14 protein-coding genes and 1 riboswitch are annotated in these 17,631 nt (G+C 65.6%); of the genes, 12 read left to right on the top strand and 2 right to left on the bottom strand.

Annotated elements, in window-relative coordinates:
• Positions 1–134 precede the first annotated feature (134 nt).
• From KSS95_RS11970 to KSS95_RS11955, 4 genes are all read left to right on the top strand, one after another.
• Positions 135–650: a DUF4880 domain-containing protein gene (locus tag KSS95_RS11970; RefSeq protein WP_217853836.1), complete on the top strand. Its 516-nt coding sequence runs from the start codon at positions 135–137 to the stop codon at positions 648–650.
• Positions 651–945: 295 nt separating this feature from the next.
• Positions 946–1,317, top strand: coding sequence for a hypothetical protein (locus KSS95_RS11965; protein ID WP_217853835.1), 372 nt, complete (start codon positions 946–948; stop codon positions 1,315–1,317).
• A 48-nt stretch (positions 1,318–1,365) separates the two neighbouring features.
• On the top strand, positions 1,366–1,512 hold the full coding sequence (locus tag KSS95_RS11960) for a DUF2986 domain-containing protein (protein WP_217853834.1): 147 nt from the start codon (positions 1,366–1,368) through the stop codon (positions 1,510–1,512).
• Between the two features lie 287 nt (positions 1,513–1,799).
• A complete protein-coding gene (locus tag KSS95_RS11955) occupies positions 1,800–2,663 on the top strand; it encodes a sensor domain-containing diguanylate cyclase (RefSeq protein ID WP_217853833.1) in 864 nt (287 codons plus the stop codon).
• A gap of 58 nt (positions 2,664–2,721) precedes the next feature.
• Here KSS95_RS11955 and KSS95_RS11950 read toward each other — a convergent pair whose 3' ends face one another.
• Positions 2,722–3,057, bottom strand: a complete 336-nt coding sequence (locus KSS95_RS11950) for a hypothetical protein (protein ID WP_217853832.1) — start codon at positions 3,055–3,057, stop codon at positions 2,722–2,724.
• Positions 3,058–3,242: 185 nt separating this feature from the next.
• Here KSS95_RS11950 and KSS95_RS11945 point away from each other — a divergent pair, with 185 nt between their 5' ends.
• The 7 genes from KSS95_RS11945 to KSS95_RS11915 all read left to right on the top strand — a co-directional run bounded on the left by KSS95_RS11945 (position 3,243) and on the right by KSS95_RS11915 (position 15,468).
• Complete coding sequence (locus KSS95_RS11945) at positions 3,243–6,071, top strand: ATP-binding protein (protein WP_217853831.1); 2,829 nt, start codon at positions 3,243–3,245, stop codon at positions 6,069–6,071.
• Complete coding sequence (gene pvrR / locus KSS95_RS11940) at positions 6,058–7,251, top strand: response regulator cyclic di-GMP phosphodiesterase PvrR (RefSeq protein ID WP_217853830.1); 1,194 nt, start codon at positions 6,058–6,060, stop codon at positions 7,249–7,251. The genes KSS95_RS11945 and pvrR overlap by 14 nt, the downstream gene beginning before the upstream one ends.
• 89 nt (positions 7,252–7,340) lie before the next feature.
• Positions 7,341–10,559, top strand: a complete 3,219-nt coding sequence (locus KSS95_RS11935) for a hybrid sensor histidine kinase/response regulator (protein WP_217853829.1) — start codon at positions 7,341–7,343, stop codon at positions 10,557–10,559.
• A gap of 68 nt (positions 10,560–10,627) precedes the next feature.
• A complete protein-coding gene (locus tag KSS95_RS11930) occupies positions 10,628–11,275 on the top strand; it encodes a response regulator (protein ID WP_217853969.1) in 648 nt (215 codons plus the stop codon).
• 115 nt (positions 11,276–11,390) lie between these two features.
• Positions 11,391–11,990, top strand: a complete 600-nt coding sequence (locus KSS95_RS11925) for a fimbrial protein (protein ID WP_217853828.1) — start codon at positions 11,391–11,393, stop codon at positions 11,988–11,990.
• A 71-nt stretch (positions 11,991–12,061) separates the two neighbouring features.
• Positions 12,062–12,814, top strand: coding sequence for a fimbrial biogenesis chaperone (locus tag KSS95_RS11920; RefSeq protein WP_217853827.1), 753 nt, complete (start codon positions 12,062–12,064; stop codon positions 12,812–12,814).
• A gap of 86 nt (positions 12,815–12,900) precedes the next feature.
• A complete protein-coding gene (locus tag KSS95_RS11915) occupies positions 12,901–15,468 on the top strand; it encodes a fimbria/pilus outer membrane usher protein (protein ID WP_217853826.1) in 2,568 nt (855 codons plus the stop codon).
• A 39-nt stretch (positions 15,469–15,507) separates the two neighbouring features.
• On the opposite strand, the gene crcB is transcribed toward KSS95_RS11915, so the two are convergent.
• Positions 15,508–15,885 carry a fluoride efflux transporter CrcB gene (gene crcB, locus KSS95_RS11910; RefSeq protein ID WP_217853825.1) on the bottom strand — a complete coding sequence of 126 codons (378 nt, stop codon included), beginning with the start codon at positions 15,883–15,885 and terminating at the stop codon, positions 15,508–15,510.
• A 74-nt stretch (positions 15,886–15,959) separates the two neighbouring features.
• A riboswitch (Fluoride riboswitch) is annotated at positions 15,960–16,041 on the bottom strand.
• A gap of 373 nt (positions 16,042–16,414) precedes the next feature.
• On the opposite strand from crcB, the gene nhaA reads away from it, so the two are divergent.
• Positions 16,415–17,611: a Na+/H+ antiporter NhaA gene (gene nhaA, locus KSS95_RS11905; RefSeq protein WP_217853824.1), complete on the top strand. Its 1,197-nt coding sequence runs from the start codon at positions 16,415–16,417 to the stop codon at positions 17,609–17,611.
• Positions 17,612–17,631: the final 20 nt, after the last annotated feature.

Here is a 17,631-nt window from a genome sequence, read left to right as displayed (position 1 = left end):
AGTGTGTCAGCACGTGAACGCTCATTACAAATCTTTGCGGAATCAGCACTTGAGAATCAATCTCGTTAAGACTAAGCTGATGCTGCATCACGGAAGATGCCCCCACCCCTTCCCCAATGAGCAAGGAGCTGTCCATGACCCGTCTGCTGCTGCCCCTCGAGCATGATCCGCACACGGCCGAACAGCACGGCGAAGACGCCTTGTTGCATGCGCTCAAGCGCCTGCCACGGCGGGTCCAGCAAGTGCTCCTGCTCAACCGCCTCGATCAGCTGGGTTTCGCCGAGATCGCCACGCGCCTCGACCTGCCACTGGTCAGCATCGAACGCCACATGAACCAGGCCTTGCAGACCACCCGCCAGCCAGGCGACGCCCTGGCCGCTAGCGCCGGGCACTGGTACGTGCGCCTGCAGAGCCCGCAGGTGACGGCCAGCGAGCGTATCGATTTTCGCCGCTGGCTGGATGCCAAGCCCGAGCACCTGCACGCCTTCCACGACACCGAACTGCGCTGGCGCAGCCTGTTGGCCCCGGCACGGCAGCTGGGGCACGACGGCTGGTACCGCCAAGGCCGGGCGGCGCTGTCGCTGGGCGGCTGTTCGATTGCCATCGGCCTTGGCCTGGCAGCCCTGGCCGCGCTGGGCCTGCTGGCCTGACGCGTCCGGCCAAGAGTCGCCTCGCCTCGCCTGCCCAAGCCCTGACGATTCGGCAAGATCCCACGCCTTGCGAACCATCGCGCTGGCTCGCCATGGACAGCACCTCAGGACCGAGCGCCTGAGCCCCACTGCAGCTGGATGACCAGCCCGACAGGCGCTGGCGAGCGGAGCAGGATGAATAACGGCCGTGGGGCGGGCGTGCCCGCGCCCAGGCGGCAGGCTTCGAACTTTTCCCACGGGCGCGGTCTATTTATCCGTCCATCGACCCACTGTCCCGCAGAGGCTGCCCCTGTTCATGACCATCCTTTCCCCGCGCACGCTGCTCTTCGGCCTGTTCGCCCTCGTGGCAGCGGGTTCGGCAGCGGCAGCACCGCCCATACCCCTGCAGCAACCCGCAGCCGTCACCCGCGCCGCCAGCCCCTGGCCGGACCTTGCCGAGATGACTGCCCAGCCCGCGACCACCTTGCTCGCCCACGACGACCGCTACCGCCACGACGAGCGCTGGCACGACCGCCGTGACGACTGGCGTCGCGAACAGTGGCGACGCGAGCAATGGCGCCGCGAACAGCACCGGCGCGAGCTAGAGCGCCAGCGCTACTGGGAACGCCACCACGAGCGAGCCATGCACCATCGCTACCGGCAAGACTACCGCTACTATCGCCGTTGAGCCCATGTACAATCCCCGCCCGCACATGACCGTGGGCAGAGGACGCACATGAACCGCCGCAAGAAGATCAACCAACTGCTGAAAGCCCATGCCAAGAAGGCGAGCGCCAAGCTCGCCCCGAAAAAGCCCAAGTACATCTGCAAGGCCGAGCGCGAGCGCCTGGCCGCCGAAGCCGGCCTGCCCGCCGAAAGCTGAATTCACGCCATCCGCGAGGCTCTGTACGAAAAGCCTTGATACTCGTTCATGCTGCGTTGAAAACCGCCTCGCAATGCTCATGTACGCCAGTACACTGCGCTTGCTCGGCTGTTTTCGCCTTGCCTGGCCTTCGTCTCAAGACTTTTCATACAGAGCCTAGTGCCACGGGTCCGCCTCTGTGTATGCTGGCCACGCGCCGCATCTTGCTACCTGCGGCCCTGTACCCAGCCGGCAAGGACGCCCGCCGCCGTTCGCGATCACGCCCTCTGCGCCGGACTTCCTGCCCTATGCCCCTAGACCTGCAAACGCTTTACCCCAAGTTGATCCAGCTGATGCTGGACACTGTGTTCGTGGTCGACCGGGACAACACCATCGTGTTCGTCAGCAATGCCTGCGAGGCCTTGCTTGGCTACCGCGCCGACGAGTTGATCGGCACGCCGATCACCCACTACATGCACCCCGACGACCTCGAGGCGACCCGCGCCTCGATCATCCGGGTGATGAACGGCCATGCCCACTTCGATTTTCGCAACCGCTACCTGCGCAAGGATGGCGGCGTCGTGCATATCCTCTGGGCGGCCTTCTGGTCGGACGAGGTCGGCGCGCGGATCGGTGTGGCGCGCAACATCACGGCGCTCACCCAGGCCGAGGAGGAACTGCGTTTTCTCGCCCACCACGACCCGTTGACCAAGCTGTGCAACCGCGCGCTGTTCAATGCCCGGCTGGCCTCGGCGCTGGCTGAGGCGCAGCGCCAGCAGCGGCCGCTGGCGCTGCTGTTTCTCGACGTCAACGACTTCAAGGCCATCAACGACATGCATGGCCATGCCGCGGGCGACCGGGTGCTGTGCACCCTCGCCGGGCGCCTGCAAGCCTGCGTGGGGCCACGCGATACCGTGGCGCGCATGGGCGGCGACGAATTCACCGTGCTGCTGCCCGACACCAGCGCTGCGGGTGCGCTGGCAGAGACGCTGGCGCAGATCCTGGCGGCCATGGCCGAGCCGCTGGGCGCCGGTTACGACGGTATCGCCGTGCCCACCTGCAGCATTGGCGTGGCCTGTTATCCCGAGGACGGTGGCGATGCCGACGCGCTGCTCAGCCATGCCGATGACCAGATGTACCGGCAAAAAAAGCGCCGCTATGGCACAAGCTGATCGTTGTGCAAGCCAGCCTTGCCGGCGAACATCGGCATGGCCGGTGCCAGGCTGATCATCAAGGCGCGGTCAGGATCACCACGTAATTGCCCTGGGCCAGCGGTTGCCCCTTGATATCGACCAGGCGATACAACTCACCCCGCGCATCAGCCCGCATGGCCTGCACCTGCTCGACCTGGCGATCCGCGCGCTGGACATCGACCTGGCTACGCTGCGCCGTCGAAGGGCAATCCGCCACCCGTACCCCCATGGCCCCTGCCTCTGCCCGGCAGGAAGACTCGACGATGCTGCCGGTGAACTGCAGCACGCCCGAGCCGATCGCCGTGGCTGCCTGCGCTTGCGCGACCCACCCCAGGCAGGCCACTACACACACTGCAAATGCCTTGATGCCCATCGTGTTTCTCCCTGGTAGAACCCCTGTGTCCCCAGCCTATCCGATAAACGGTACTAGACACGGGAGCAGGTGTGACGCCCATCACAAAGCGAACAACGAAAGCCCTCCACCTGGGCCGCTTGGACACAAATGGCTTTAAGGATCGTCTGATATCGTCCTGCCATCCCCGCGCCTAAAGTCGCCCGATGCGACTGAAATCCTACCTACAACAGATCAACCCACTGCTCTCCAACCCCGAAGCGGCGCGCCACCTGCTTCGCTTGTTGGCATTGGTGCTATCAGCGGGGATCCTCGGCGGCGCCTACAGTTTCCTGCTGCTCAGCTTCAATACCGACATTTCCAAGCGCCGCGGCTACATGAGCAGTGCGATCGCCGAGGCGCACACCTTCTTCACCAACCGTGAAGCGCTGCTGGAAAGCCTGAGCCTCACAGCCATTGCCCGCACCACGCCGGGCAAGCTGCCAATGGCCAATATTCCCAGCGAGGAAGTGCACCTGCTGTTGGGCGACAAGCCAGGCAAGCAATGGAGCCTGTGGCTGACCCCACGCATGTGTGACTACCTGCGCGCCAAACAGGTCAACCTGCTGTACGTCGGCGCCGGCCCCCAGGGCCAGGCGCGCTGGCTGTACAGCGCCATCGCCCATGCCCACACCCCCTCTGCCACCCTGCTACGGCGCTTGCAGGGCGAACAGGCGCGCCAGCCCGCGGCGGTCGATGAACTGTGGCTCGCCGACCAGGACGAGCAGCACACGCACCTGTACATCTTCCAGCGTCTCGACCAGCGCGACCCGGACTCCGGCTGGCTGGGGCTGGAGATCGACAGCCGCGAAGTCTCGCCGACCCTAAACGATGCGACGTCGGGCAAGTTCATGATGTACAACGCCGATGGCATGCTGGTGTTCAGCAACAGCTCCGACCAGGCGCTGAGCCAGTTGCTGCTCGCCCACCAGGGCAGTGACTTCTTCGGTTTCGTCGGCCAAGGGCTGCTGCCGGAGTACCTGGTCATCAACAAGCCGTTGATGTCGTCGGACTGGCAACTGGTGTATGCCATCGACCTGCTCGCCATCCTCTCCGGGCTCTGGTTGCAGATTGTCGGCGCCCTGCTGTTCTGCCTGCTCAGCATCGGCCTGATGCTGTTGTTGATACGCCGCTTCGAACAGCGCTTCATCAGCCCGACGGTGCAACGCATCCGCGCCCTGGTCGAAAGCGAGCTGTTCAACCGCGACGTGATCGAGACCGCGCCGGTGGCACTGTGCGTCCTGCGCCGCAGCGACGGCCAGGTAGTGCTGGAAAATCGCCTGGCCCAGCAGTGGCTGGGCGAAGCCCGGGTCTCGCGCAGCGCGGCCTGGATCGAACAGGCCTTCGCCGAACCCTGTGTCGCCTGCGGCGATGACTTCGAAACCAGCGACGGCCGCCATCTTTACCTGAGCTGCGCGCCGACCCGCTACAAGGGCGAGGACGTGGTGCTTTGCGTGTTCAGCGATATCAGCGCGCGCAAGCAGATCGAGGCGGCGCTGGAGGATGCCCGGCGCGCCGCCGACAGCGCCAACGAAGCCAAGACCCAGTTCCTGGCCACCATGAGCCACGAGATCCGCACGCCGCTGTACGGGGTGCTCGGCACCCTGGAGCTGCTGTCGCGCACGACCCTCGATGGGCAGCAACGCGACTACCTGCAAGCCATCGAAGGCTCTTCGGCGACACTGTTGCAACTGATTTGCGATGTGCTCGACGTGTCGAAGATCGAGGCCGGCCAACTGGCCCTCGAGCGCAGCGAGTTCTGCGTCGCGGAACTGGCCATGGAAGTGATTCAAAGCTACAGCGCCGCAGCCAGAAACAAGGGCCTGCAGCTTTATGGCTGCCTGGATCCGCACCTGCCCGAGCGGCTTATCGGCGACGTCAACCGGATCCGCCAGATCCTCAACAACCTGCTGAGCAATGCCGTGAAGTTCACCGATTGTGGCCGCGTGGTGCTGCGCGCCAAGCTGCTCAACCGCGAGGGCGAGCGCTGCTCGGTGCTGTGGCAGGTGGCAGACTCCGGCAAGGGCATTGCCGAGCAGGACCACGCAAACATCTTCGACCCCTTCTACCAAAGCGAAGGCCATACCCAGCTGGTGCCCGGCACCGGCCTGGGCCTTGCCATCTGCCAACGCCTGACACAGTTGATGAACGGCCAGTTGCGCCTGGTCAGCGAGCTGGGCCTGGGCAGCAGCTTCAGCCTGACCCTGCCCCTGGAAGTCACCTCGGCCGCCAGCGCCCCTGCCCTCGCGCCCTTCAACCTGCTGGCCGAGCGCATCCATGTGGTCTCGCCCATCCACGAGTTGGCCGAGACGTTTGCCGGCTGGCTGTGCCGCTGGGGCGCACGGGCCCAGGTGGGCATGCCACCCACTACCGGCCCGGCAACCTGCGAACTGTTGCTCGAACTGCACCCCGGCAGCCTCGAGCAGCCACTGCTGGCCCAATGGCTTGGCCCACGCATCCTGGCCAGTGCCTTCGGCAGTTGGGAGGCCCGCGAAGACGTGCGCCAATGGCAGGTGAACCTCACCGACCTCGGCGCCCTGCATCACGCCGTCAGCCAAGCCCAGGGCCTGCACCGTGCGCGCGGCGAAACCCTGGCGCACGCCGATGCGCCGGAGCCGCTCGGGCTGCACGTGCTGGTCGCCGAGGACAACGTCATCAACCAGTTGATCCTGCGCGACCAGCTCAAGGAGCTCGGCTGCAGCGTGACCCTGGCCGGCGACGGCGAGCAGGCCCTGCATGCCTGGCAGCACGAGCGCTTCGACCTGGTGCTGAGCGACGTCAACATGCCCGGCATGAACGGCTACGCCCTGGCCCGGGCCCTGCGCCAGCAAGGCTGCACCCTGCCCATCATCGGCGCCACCGCCAACGCCCTGCGCGGCGAGGAAGAACTGTGCCTGGCCGCCGGCATGGACCGCTGCCTGATCAAACCTTTCAACCTGCAAGCCCTGTTCAACTGCCTGGCCCCGTATCGAGGTAGCCGTCTTGAAGCCCTTTAACATCCTCATCGTCGAAGACCACCCGTTCCAGCACATGTACCTGCAGCACCTGTTCAGCGAACTGGGCAACTTCCACCTGGAGGCCGCGCGGGATGGCCAGGAAGCCCTGGAACGCTTGCGCCTGCGTGACTTCGACCTGGTCCTGACCGACCTGCTGATGCCGGGCATGGATGGCGTGCAGTTCATCCAGCATCTCACCGGCCTGCGCCACAAGCCGGGCCTGGCGATCATGAGCGCCGCCTCGCGGCGCATGCTCATGGCCGCCAGCCTGGTGGCCAAGAACCTGGGCGTGGATGTGCTCGGGCTGATTTCCAAGCCGGTCGAACCCGCCGCCCTGCGCAGCCTGATCGACCAGTTGCAACTGCGCCGCCAGGCCACCACGCAAAGCGCCCCGGCCGCCCTCGAATTCGACCGCCAGACCCTGGTCGACGCCCTCAACAACCGCGCCTTCCAGGCCTGGTTCCAACCCAAGAAGTCCCTGCACAACGGCCGCATCGTCGCCGCCGAGGCCTTGGTGCGCTGGATGCATCCGGAACAAGGCGTGTTGTTGCCAGGCACCTTCCTGCCGACCCTCAACGCCTTCGGCCTGGAAGAGCGCCTGCTGTGGGCGATGCTCAAGCAGGCCATGGACGCCCAGGTGCGCTGGCGCGAACAGGGCTATGACATCCCGGTGTCGATCAACCTGCCGACCCACCTGCTCAACAGCCACGACCTGGCCGACCGCTTGCTGGCCTTCGTCCTGCACCACCAGGGGGTGCCCGCCAAGCTGTGCTTCGAGCTGATGGAGTGCTCGATCCCCGAGGACCTGAGCAACTTCTACGCCGGCGCCTGCCGCTTGCGCATGAAGGGCTTCGGCCTGTCCCAGGACGACTTCGGCAAAGGCTACAGTTCCTACATGAGCCTGGTCTCGACACCCTTTACCGAGCTCAAGATCGACCGCGCGCTGGTGCAACGCTGCGATGAGAGCGAAAGCCTGGCCTCGGCCCTGGCCAGCATCGTCGCCCTGGGCCGCAAGCTTGGCCTCACCGTGGTCGCCGAAGGGGTCGAGACGCCCCAGGAGCTGGAAATGCTGCGCAAGGTCGACTGCAACCAGGTCCAGGGGTTCCTGATCTCCCACGCCGTGTCGGCCGAGCAGTTCCAGCACCTGCTGCACAGCGATGGCCCGCCCGCGGCCTTTTAATCTGCATTACCCCTGTGAAGGCCGAACTTCGGAGGTAATATCCATTTGATATCGACGCTTCCCAGGCCTTCCGGACTCCGCTGCCCCCCATGAAACAGTACAACGCCCTGCTGGAAAACCTTGCCCGCAGCTCTCTGCGCCTGAACAAAGGCATGACCGCACTGCTCGGCCTGGCCCTGCTGCTGGTGGCGTTCAGCGTCTGGTCGATCCAGCGTCTGGTCGACGAACACCAAGACACGGTGAACATTCACTTCGCCCGCCTCATGGAAAACATCCGCGAGCAGGAGTCCTTCCTGAAGGCCCTGGTGCGGCAAAGCGTCGAGGGCGAGCTGCTCGAGCGGCACCGTCCCCTGCAGGCCGCACTGACGCCCCTGGCCGCGGAAGGCCCGGAAATCTACGAAGGCCAGGCGTTCCCGTTCACCCTGCCATTCAGCGTCAAGCTCGATCGCGAGCGCGTCGATAGCAGCCAGATGCCGCGTATCTTCAGCCAGGGCGCGAACCTCGCCGCCTTCTACAGCAGCTTCTGGTCGGCTGCCCACTACCGCTCGCCCCAGGTGATCCTGTTCTCGCCGGGGATGCACTACGACATCGCCGTGCCCGCCGCCGGCCGTGGCCGCGGCCAGACGGTCAGTGGCAACGAGCCCTTCATGGCGGTGATCGGCCAGGTGGCCGCACGCCTGCCCGATGAAGCTGCCTGGGCGCAGGAAGACGCGGTCCTCTGGCGCAGCTACGTCGCCCAGCCCGACCAGGCCTCGCCGCCACGGGTACTGGCGTTTGCCAGCATTGCCCAGGACCCGGCGCGGGCCAGCGCCGGACGTTTCCAGGTGGCATCGTTGGTCGACCTGGCCCAGATCAACGATTTCGAACGCATCATGGCCTGGACCGTGTATGACCGTTTCACCCTGATCGCCCCCTCCGGCACCGTCCTGATCGGCGACCCCCTGCCGCTGGCCGACGTGCAAGAGGGCCTGAACTTCAAGGCCAACGGCCTGGTGTTCCGGTTGCACGAACAGGCAAACGGCGGCTGGAGCGCGGTCTACACCGTGACCTACCAGCACTTCTTCCGCTACGCGTTCTGGTCGCTGGCCAGCCTCGCCGTCACCTTCCTGGTGCTCTTCGGCGTGGGCCGGGCGGCCATCCGCTGGTACCAGCAACGGGTCATCCTGCCCGCCCGGGCGGCCCACGAAACCATCGCCGAGAGCGAGGCCTTCAGCCGGGTGGTCATCGATACCGCCCCGACCGGGCTGTGCGTGGTGCGCAACGCCGACCATGCCGTGCTCCTGGAAAACCAATGCGCCCAGCAATGGCACGGTACCGGCGAGCTGATCAAGAGGCTGGCACCGCAACTGGACGACAGCCGCAGCGGCGAGCATCACGTGCAGATCGACGGCCGCCACCTCAAGGTCGGTTTCGTCTCGACCCGTTATCACGGCGAGGACGTCAAGCTGCTCGCCTTGAGCGATGTCACCCGCCATGTCGAGGACGCCCAGGCACTGGAAGACGCACGCCGCGCCGCCGATGCCGCCAACCAGGCCAAGACCCTGTTCCTGGCGACCATGAGCCATGAAATCCGCACCCCGCTGTACGGCGTGCTGGGCACCCTCGAACTGCTCGGCCTGACCTCGCTGGATAGCCGCCAGCAGGGCTACCTGCACACCATCCAGCGCTCCTCGGCGACCTTGTTCCAGCTGATCAGCGACGTGCTCGACGTGTCCAAGATCGAGTCTGGGCAAATGGCCCTGGAGCCCGTGGCGTTCTGCCCGCTGGACATGCTCGAGGACACCCTGCGCACCTATCGCGCCTTTGCCCAGCGCAAGGGCTTGCTGCTATATGCCTGCACCGATGCACAGCTGCCGGCGCAGGTGGTCGGCGACCCGATACGCATCCGCCAGATCCTCAACAACCTGCTGAGCAACGCCATCAAGTTCACCGACACCGGCCGGGTGGTGCTGCGCACCCGCGTGCTGGCGATCGACGCCACCCAGGTCAGCCTGGAATGGCAGGTGACCGACAGCGGCATCGGCATTTCCGAGCTGCAACAGGCCCGGCTCTTCGAGCTGTTCTACCAGGTCATGGATGCCACCAGCGAGGGCGGCGCGGGCCTGGGCCTGCCGATTTGCAACTGGTTGGCGCAGATGATGGGCGGGCAGATCAAGGTGGTCAGCGAGCCAGGGTTGGGCAGCAGCTTTTCGCTCAAGGTCAGCCTGCCGCTGGCCGAGGGCGCACTGGGCGACTGTCCGCAACTGGCGCCCGAGCCGAGCCCGGTGTACGTCCGCGCGCCGATACCGGAGCTGGCCCAGCACTGCGTCGACTGGCTGCAGCGCCTGGGCATCGCCGCGACCCTGACGATCCCAGCGCAGGAGCAGGACAACGCCCAGGCCCTGCGGGTGGACCTGCTCGACTGCCCGGACGCCGAACCCTGGCAAGGCACGCGCATCTGCGCCAGCAGCGACGGCCCCGTACCCGCAACCTGGGTCGATGGTCGCTGGCAAGTGGACATGCACGATGTGCGCGCCATCGCCCGGCTCATTGCCCAGGTCCGCCAGGGCGGCGTGGCAGATGAGCAGCAGGCGGCGCAACAACAGCGCGCCGCCCTGCGCCTGCATATCCTGGTGGCCGAGGACAACCCGATCAACCAGGCGATCCTCCAGGAACAGCTCGAAGCGCTGGGCTGCACCACGGTGCTCGCGGCCAATGGCGAGCAAGCCCTGCAACGCTGGCAGCCCGGCCTGTTCGACGCGGTGCTGACCGATGTGAACATGCCGCTGATCAACGGCTATGAACTGGCCAGGACGCTACGCCAGCACGATAGCCAGCTGCCGATCATCGGCGTCACCGCCAACGCCTTGCGCGAGGAAGGCCAACGCTGCCTCGAGGTGGGCATGCATGCCTGGATGGTCAAGCCATTGAGCCTGCAAACCTTGCGCAGCCACCTGGTGCGCTTGTGCCGGCCAAACCTGGCCGACGGCCCCAGCCGCCCGGCACCTGACACCTTGGTCGCACCGAAGGCGCCCGTGCCAGCCGACACCGTGCAACTGTCGCCGGCCATGCGCGCGCTGTTCGTCAGCACCTTGCAGCAAGACATGGATCATCTGCGCCAGGCCCTGGCACAACACGACAGCCAGCGCCTGGGCGAGCGCCTGCACAGCATCGCCGGCGCCCTGGGCGCCGTGCAGGCCCGAGCCCTGGCCGAGCAATGCTGCGCACTGGAAAATGCCCTGCTTGGCGCGCCACTCGATGCGCCCCTGGCCGGGCGCGTGGAAGAGGTGCTGGCCAGGCTGGCGGCAATCCTGGCCACACTCCAATAGAATCCCCCAAGCGCTCAACACCAATGGAAACACCCCTCCCATCCGCACCGGCTAACGGGTCGTCTTTTATGGAAAAACTCAAGGTCATCATCGCCGACGATCACCCGATCGTGCTGCTCGGCGTGCGCGAACTGGTCGAGCGCGACTCGCGCTTTTGCGTGGTCGGCGAAGCGGTCTGCTCGCAAGGGCTGATCGATCTGCTCGAAACCCAAGCGGTAGACGTGGTCATCTCCGACTACAACATGCCGGCCGACTCGCCCTATGGCGACGGCCTGAAACTGATCGAATACCTCAAGCGCCACTACCCAGCGATACGAGTCCTGGTCCTGACCATGATTTCCAACCCGCTGATCCTCACGCGGCTGCACGAACTGGGGGTGGACGGCGTCATCCAGAAGAGCCAGTTGCACGGCGAAATCGAAAAAGCCCTCAATGCCGTCGCCCGCAACAATCCCTACCGCTCGCAAGCCCCTGCGCGCAACTCGGTCATCGCCTGCACCACCGCGCTCGATCAACGGGTGGAGAGCCTGTCGCCCAAGGAGTTTGAAATATTGCGCCTGTTCGTGGCCGGACAAAGTGTCAGTGAAATTGCCCGCAGCCAAAACCGCAGCACCAAAACCATCAGCGCGCAGAAAGTTTCGGCCATGCGCAAACTTGAGGTTAATAGTGACCAGGAGTTGTTGGCCTATTGCCTGGCGGGCAATGTGTTCAATTGAAACAATGGCACCCGGCTAGCATTCAGATTCGTCTGATGTGGTAATAAGCCCACGCGACTTATCGTAAGCGTGCATTTCACATGCAGCACTTACCAATAATCGCGTGGACATCAAAATGAAAAAGTTCTCCCTGGCCGCATTGACCCTGTCGCTGATCGCCGCTTCCGCCGGCGCCTTCGCCGCCGAACCTACCGGCCCGATCAAAGGCGGCAGCGGCAAGATCGCCTTCACCGGCGTGATCAACAATGACGCCTGCTCGGTCGACGGCGCCAATGCCGACCGCGTCATCGCCGTGGACATGGGCACTGTCTCGATCAAGGACATGGGCACCGCCGAGAACCCGGCATCGGGCCGCGTCACCGGCAAGGACTTCAACCTCAACGTCAACTGCAACGTCGGCACCAAGGTGTCCATGGTCTTTGACGCCAACAGCGGCGGTTCGGGCCTGGTAACCGGCAAGAAAGTCCTGGCCCTGACCAAAGGCACCGGCACTGCCGCCAACGTCGGTATCGCCCTGCTCGACCCAGCCGGCAACCTGATCGACCTGAGCTCGGCGGCCACCGCCAAGATCCAGAGCGACGTGCACGGCACCGGTGCCGAGGGCGGCGACGCCACCCTGAGCTTCTCCGCCGCCTACGTGACCACCGGCGCTGCCGGCACCGCCACCGCCGGTCGTGGTGACGCCACCCTGCCGTTCATCCTGCAGTACGAGTAATCGCCCCGCAGGTGCCCCATGCGCGAGGCTGCAAAGCCTCGCCACTTGTTCATCCCGCAAGGTGCCCGACCATGTTGCGTCGTTCCGTGTATCCCGTGCTCGGCTTGCTGGGCATGCTCGTCGCCGCCCAGGCAACCGCCAGCATTTCCCTCAGCGCCACCCGCGTCGTGTTCGACGGCGCGCACAAGGAAGCCAACGTCACCGTGCGCAATGGCAACCAGGAAGTCCTGGTGCAATCCTGGGTGGATGGTGGCGACAGCGAACTGGCGCAAGTGCCGTTCGCCATTACCCCGCCGCTGGCCAGGGTATTGCCCAAGCAGGAACAACTGCTGCGCATTCTGTATGAAGGCCAAGGCCTGCCGACCGATCGCGAATCGGTGGTGTGGCTGAATGTCCAGGAAATTCCACAAGCCACTGGCCAAGCCAATACCTTGCAGTTGGCAGTGCGCCAACGCATCAAGATTTTCTTCCGCCCGGCCAACTTGCCCGGTAATGCCTTGTTGGCACCGGAACAACTGGTCTGGCAACTCACCGCGCACGCGGGCAAAGCGCAATTGACCGTGAAAAACCCCAGTTTGTATCACGTGTCCATGGCCGATATCGAACTGAAGCTGGGTAAACAAACCGTCTTCAGCGCCGACTCGACCATGATTGCGCCCGGTGCGCAAAAAACCCTGGGTAGCGCACTTTCGCCGACACAAAGTTCGCTGACCCTGACCTTCAAGAACATCAACGACTATGGCGCCCAACATAAATACTCGGTGCGTCTAGACAACGCCCAGCCAGCGAACGCCAAGCCCGCAGAACCCACCATCGCCTTCTGAAAACCGCCGCGCCCTACCTCGCGCGCCGGTTTGCGTGCAGCCTCCCCGTGCCCAGCCCGTGCCGGGACATGAAATAGGTTCCCCGTATGTCTCTGTCCATCGCAGCCCGCCCCGTCCGCGGGGCCGACGCAGGCGCGCGCGCGTCCAAGCGCAGCACGCCCCGCCCGACCTGGCAACGCAACGCCCTGTCGCTGGTGATCGGCGCCGCCCTGCCCGGCCTGGCCGCCGCCGACGCCGACGCCGACGCCGACACGCAACTGCAGGGTTTCAACACCACCTTTCTGCAGGGCGCGCAATCGACGGTCGACCTGCAACTGCTGCTGTCGGCCAACAGCGTGCTGCCGGGCAACTACCGGGTCGACCTGTACAGCAACGAGGTGCTGGTAGGCCGGCGTGACATCGACTTCAAGCGCAACGACCAGACCGGGCGGGTGGAACCCTGCCTGACCCTGGAGCTGCTCGAGCAGTTGGGCATCGACATGGACAAGCTCAGGGCACAGGGGCGCCTGGACAGCGCGCAGGCCTGCCACGACCTGCCCACGCTGATCGACCAGGCCAGCCTGAGCTTCGACTCGAGCCGCCTGCGCCTGGCCGCGAGCATTCCGCAACTGGCCATGAAGCGCGGCCTGCGCGGCTACGTCGACCCACAGCTGTGGGATGAGGGTGTTTCCGCGGCGTTCATCAACTATCAGTTCAACACCAGCCGCAGCAGCAGCGACGACCAGACCCGCACCGCCAACAACCTGAGCCTGCGCAATGGCCTGAACCTGGGCGGCTGGCGGCTGCGCAACGAGTCCAACTTCAGCAGCGGCACCGGCCGCCCGGATACCTTCAAGAGCAACCGCAGCTACCTGCAGCACGATGTCACCGCGATCAAGGGCCAGTTCAGCGCCGGCGAGATCTTCAGCGACGCCGACCTGTTCGACAGCGTGCGCTACCGCGGCCTGAAACTGGCTTCGGACGAAGGCATGCGCGCCGACAGCGAACGCGGCTATGCCCCCGTGGTGCGTGGCGTGGCCCAGACCAGCGCGACCGTGGAAATCCGTCAGAACAACTACGTGCTGTACACCACCAGCGTGCCGCCCGGGCCGTTCGAGATCAGCGACATCTACCCCAGCGGCTCCAACGGCGACCTCGAGATCACCATCATCGAGGCCGATGGTCGCCGCCGGGTCAGCGTGCAGGCGTTCTCCAGCCTGCCGCTGATGGTGCGCAACGGCCAGGTCAAGTACAGCCTGTCCGCCGGGCGCTACGACAGCAACAGCGAGGGCCTGGCCACGCCGCAGATGCTCAGCGGCACCCTGGCCTACGGCCTGTCCAACACCCTGACCGGCGTGCTCGGCCTGCAAGCCACCGACGACTACAAGGCGCTGGCCGTGGGCAGCGGCCTGAATACCCTGCTGGGTGCGTTTTCCCTCGACGTCACCCATTCCTCGAGCAAGGCCCAGGGCCAGACCACCCAGGGCAACAGCCTGCGGGCGCTGTACGCCAAGACCTTCACCGGCACCGACACCAACTTCACCCTGGCCGCCTACCGCTACTCCACCGAGGGCTTTCGCAGCCTCACCAACCACATCGAGGACCTCAGCACCGACGTGCGCCGGCGCAGCGGCAACTCCAAGACCCGCACCGACCTGACCATCAGCCAGAGCCTGGGGCGCAACCGCGAGTTCGGCAGCCTGTACCTGACCGCCATCGACCAGCGCTACTGGAACCGCGGCGGCTCGCAGAGCCTGTCGGCCGGCTACAGCAACAACTGGGGCGAGGTCACCTACAACCTCGATGTCAGCCACACCAAGGACCTGGACAACGCCGGCCCCACCAGCGACGACACCCAGTTCAACCTCTCGGTGTCGTTCCCGCTGGGCAGCCGCGTGCGCGCGCCGCGCGCGTTCGTCACCACCAGCACGCAGAAAGGCAACGCCACCACCCAGGCCGGCGTCAACGGCTACCTGTCGGAAACCAGCGACACCTTCTACTCGATCCAGGGCGGCCACAGCCGCACCAGCGGCAGCTCGGCCTCGGCCAACCTCAACACCCGCACCTCGATGGCCGACATCAGCCTGGGCTACAGCCAGGGCCGTGGCTACGACTCGCAGAACCTCAACCTGGCCGGCGCGGTGGTGGCCCACCGTGGCGGCATCAACCTCGGCCAGACCGTCAGCGAGACCTTCGCCCTGGCCCAGGTGCCTGGGGTGAAGGGCGCGAAGATCAGCAGCTACAGCGGCGTGGAAACCGGGCGCAACGGCTATGCGGTGATCCCCAACGCCCAGCCGTACCGGGTCAACTGGATCAGCCTGGACACCCGCGACCTGGGCGGCGACATCGAGATCGACAACGCCACCCAGCAGCTGGTGCCGCGCCGCGGCGCCGTGGTGCTGGCCCGCTACACCGGCAAGAGCGGGCGCCGCGTGCAGTTCGAGCTGTTCGATGGCAGCGGTCAGCCGCTGCCGTTTGGCGCCTCGGTGGAGGATGCCGAAGGCCGCCAGCTGGCGATTGCCGACCCAAGCGGCAAGGCCTTGGTGCTGCTGGAGCAGGACCAGGGCGAGCTGAGCCTGAAGTGGGGCGAGCAGCACTGCACGGCGCCTTACCAGTTGCCGGAGCGGGACAAGGCGGTGAACTACGAGCGCCAGCGCTTGATGTGCCGGCCGTGATTACCGAGGTTGGCGCTATGCTCGCGCGCAGCGCCAACCTCAACCCAGCCAGCGCACCAAGGCGAACCCGGCGAAGGTCATCAACAGCGAACCCAGCACATGAGCCAGCACCGTGGCCATCGCCCAGCCGGCGCGGCCATGCATGAGCATCGACAGCACCTCGGCGGAAAAGGTCGAGAACGTGGTCAGCCCACCGCAGAAGCCGGTGGTGATCAGCAGGCGCCAGGCCGGGTCAAGGTTGGGAAACCGCAGGAACAATGCCATCGCCGCACCGATGATCAAGCCACCGACCAGGTTGACCAGCAAGGTGCCCATGGGCATGCCGGCAAACAGCGAATTCAGGCGCAGGCCCAACCACCAGCGCAGCACGCAACCGGCACTGCCACCGACGACAACGGAAAATAAGGACAGGTACATCGACAAGCTCCAGCAAAGGTCGTTAAGACCCCCATGGAGAGACAGGCAAGCGCCTGCGCACCCCTCCATCGGGGGTTGGCGCAGGCATCATCAGCACTAGGCTCTGTAGGCAAAGCCCAAGGCGGTTCAAGGAGGAATGCCATCTCCTGGCCGTCGATGCTACGCAGGCGCCAATGGGCTGACAAGCGCGCCTGGCAACATTTGGACGCAAATAACCGAGGCAAACACCCATCCGCATCGCTAGAATGTGCGCCTGGCGTGTGCTGCGTGCGCCCGGGAGCCCTTCCCGAATACGGAGAACATTCATTTGTTTTCCGTGAGACTCGACCATGTTGCACGCATGCCTGCTATCCCCATGGCGCTTTCCGTCCCGTGTGTTCACGGTATGGCTTGCCGCGCCGCTTTACCCATCCTTCTTCTCGCTCATCGCCGCAGTGGCCCGTCGCAATCGGCGCCATCGTCTCGCCGTGCCTGTTGCCCGCCGCGCCGCTGCCTTCGCGAGGGCGACGTCATGAACGAGGACCGCACCATGCATGCCCCCCTTCCCCACAAGCGCTCGATGCTGCGCGAGCTGCTGGCCACCGAAGCGGCCGGCGGCGTCTTGCTGATGTTCACCGCCGCCCTGGCCATCGTCATCGCCAACAGCCCCTGGGCCGAGGCCTACCTGCACCTGCTGCACCTGCCCGTGGGCCCGACCCTGACCGACAAGCTCGGCCCGATGACCGTGCACATGTGGATCAACGATGGCCTGATGGCGATCTTCTTCCTGCTGGTGGGCCTGGAGATCAAGCGCGAGCTGGTCGACGGCCGCCTGGCCAGCTGGGAGCAACGCCGCCTGCCGGCCCTGCCGGCGCTGATGGGCATGGCGGTTCCCGCGCTGATCTACCTGGCCGTGTCCCGCGGCGAGCCCGGCCTGGCCGGCGGCTGGGCGATCCCCGCCGCCACCGATATTGCCTTCGCCGTCGGCGCCCTGGCGCTGCTCGGGCGCCACGCGCCGCTGTCGCTGAAAGTGATGCTGGTCTCGGTGGCGATCATCGACGACATGGGCGCGGTGGCGATCATCGCGGTGTTCTACACCTCGTCGATCGACCTGCTGGCGCTGGCTGGCGCCGCCGCTATCATCGCCATGCTGCTGGCCTTCAATCGCCTGCGCGTGGTCGCGCTGTGGCCCTACCTGCTGGGCATCGCCGCGCTGTGGTACGTGACCCTGCTGTCGGGCGTGCACGCCACCATCGCCGGCGTGGTCGGCGCGCTGCTGATCCCCTACAGCACCGGCACTGAAAAGGCCCGCGAGGCCAGCCCGCTGCTCAAGCTGGAACACGGCCTGGCGCCCTGGGTGGGTTTGCTGATCGTACCGGCCTTCGGCTTTGCCAACGCCGGAGTTTCGTTCGGCGACCTGGGTTGGGCCGACATCTTCGCCCCGTTGCCCCTGGCCATTGCCCTGGGCCTGCTGCTGGGCAAACAGCTTGGCGTGTTCGCCGGCGTCCTGCTGGCGGTGAAAAGCGGCTTGGCCAGCAAGCCGCGTGGCGCCAGCTGGCTGCAGATCTACGGCGTGGCGATGCTGTGCGGCATCGGCTTCACCATGAGCCTGTTCATTGGCGAGCTGGCCTTCCCCGGCCAGCCCGACAAGGTCGACGCCGCCAAGATCGGCATCCTGCTCGGCTCGTTGCTGTCGGCGGTGATCGCCTGCGGCATCCTGCGTTTCGCTCCCAAGCAGGCAGACTGACCCCCACCCCGAGGGCCGCA

The organism is Pseudomonas muyukensis (assembly GCF_019139535.1).
Lineage (GTDB): Bacteria > Pseudomonadota > Gammaproteobacteria > Pseudomonadales > Pseudomonadaceae > Aquipseudomonas > Aquipseudomonas muyukensis.
This window is presented reverse-complemented; position numbering and strand designations above follow the sequence as displayed.

Bases quoted from the DNA above. Each gene is read 5' to 3' on its own strand.
- KSS95_RS11970 (WP_217853836.1), top strand. From the start codon at position 135: ATGACCCGTCTGCTGCTGCCCCTCGAGCATGATCCGCACACGGCCGAA.
- KSS95_RS11965 (WP_217853835.1), top strand. From the start codon at position 946: ATGACCATCCTTTCCCCGCGCACGCTGCTCTTCGGCCTGTTCGCCCTC.
- KSS95_RS11960 (WP_217853834.1), top strand. From the start codon at position 1,366: ATGAACCGCCGCAAGAAGATCAACCAACTGCTGAAAGCCCATGCCAAG.
- KSS95_RS11955 (WP_217853833.1), top strand. From the start codon at position 1,800: ATGCCCCTAGACCTGCAAACGCTTTACCCCAAGTTGATCCAGCTGATG.
- KSS95_RS11950 (WP_217853832.1), bottom strand. From the start codon at position 3,057: ATGGGCATCAAGGCATTTGCAGTGTGTGTAGTGGCCTGCCTGGGGTGG.
- KSS95_RS11945 (WP_217853831.1), top strand. From the start codon at position 3,243: ATGCGACTGAAATCCTACCTACAACAGATCAACCCACTGCTCTCCAAC.
- KSS95_RS11935 (WP_217853829.1), top strand. From the start codon at position 7,341: ATGAAACAGTACAACGCCCTGCTGGAAAACCTTGCCCGCAGCTCTCTG.
- KSS95_RS11930 (WP_217853969.1), top strand. From the start codon at position 10,628: ATGGAAAAACTCAAGGTCATCATCGCCGACGATCACCCGATCGTGCTG.
- KSS95_RS11925 (WP_217853828.1), top strand. From the start codon at position 11,391: ATGAAAAAGTTCTCCCTGGCCGCATTGACCCTGTCGCTGATCGCCGCT.
- KSS95_RS11920 (WP_217853827.1), top strand. From the start codon at position 12,062: ATGTTGCGTCGTTCCGTGTATCCCGTGCTCGGCTTGCTGGGCATGCTC.
- KSS95_RS11915 (WP_217853826.1), top strand. From the start codon at position 12,901: ATGTCTCTGTCCATCGCAGCCCGCCCCGTCCGCGGGGCCGACGCAGGC.
- crcB (WP_217853825.1), bottom strand. From the start codon at position 15,885: ATGTACCTGTCCTTATTTTCCGTTGTCGTCGGTGGCAGTGCCGGTTGC.
- nhaA (WP_217853824.1), top strand. From the start codon at position 16,415: ATGCATGCCCCCCTTCCCCACAAGCGCTCGATGCTGCGCGAGCTGCTG.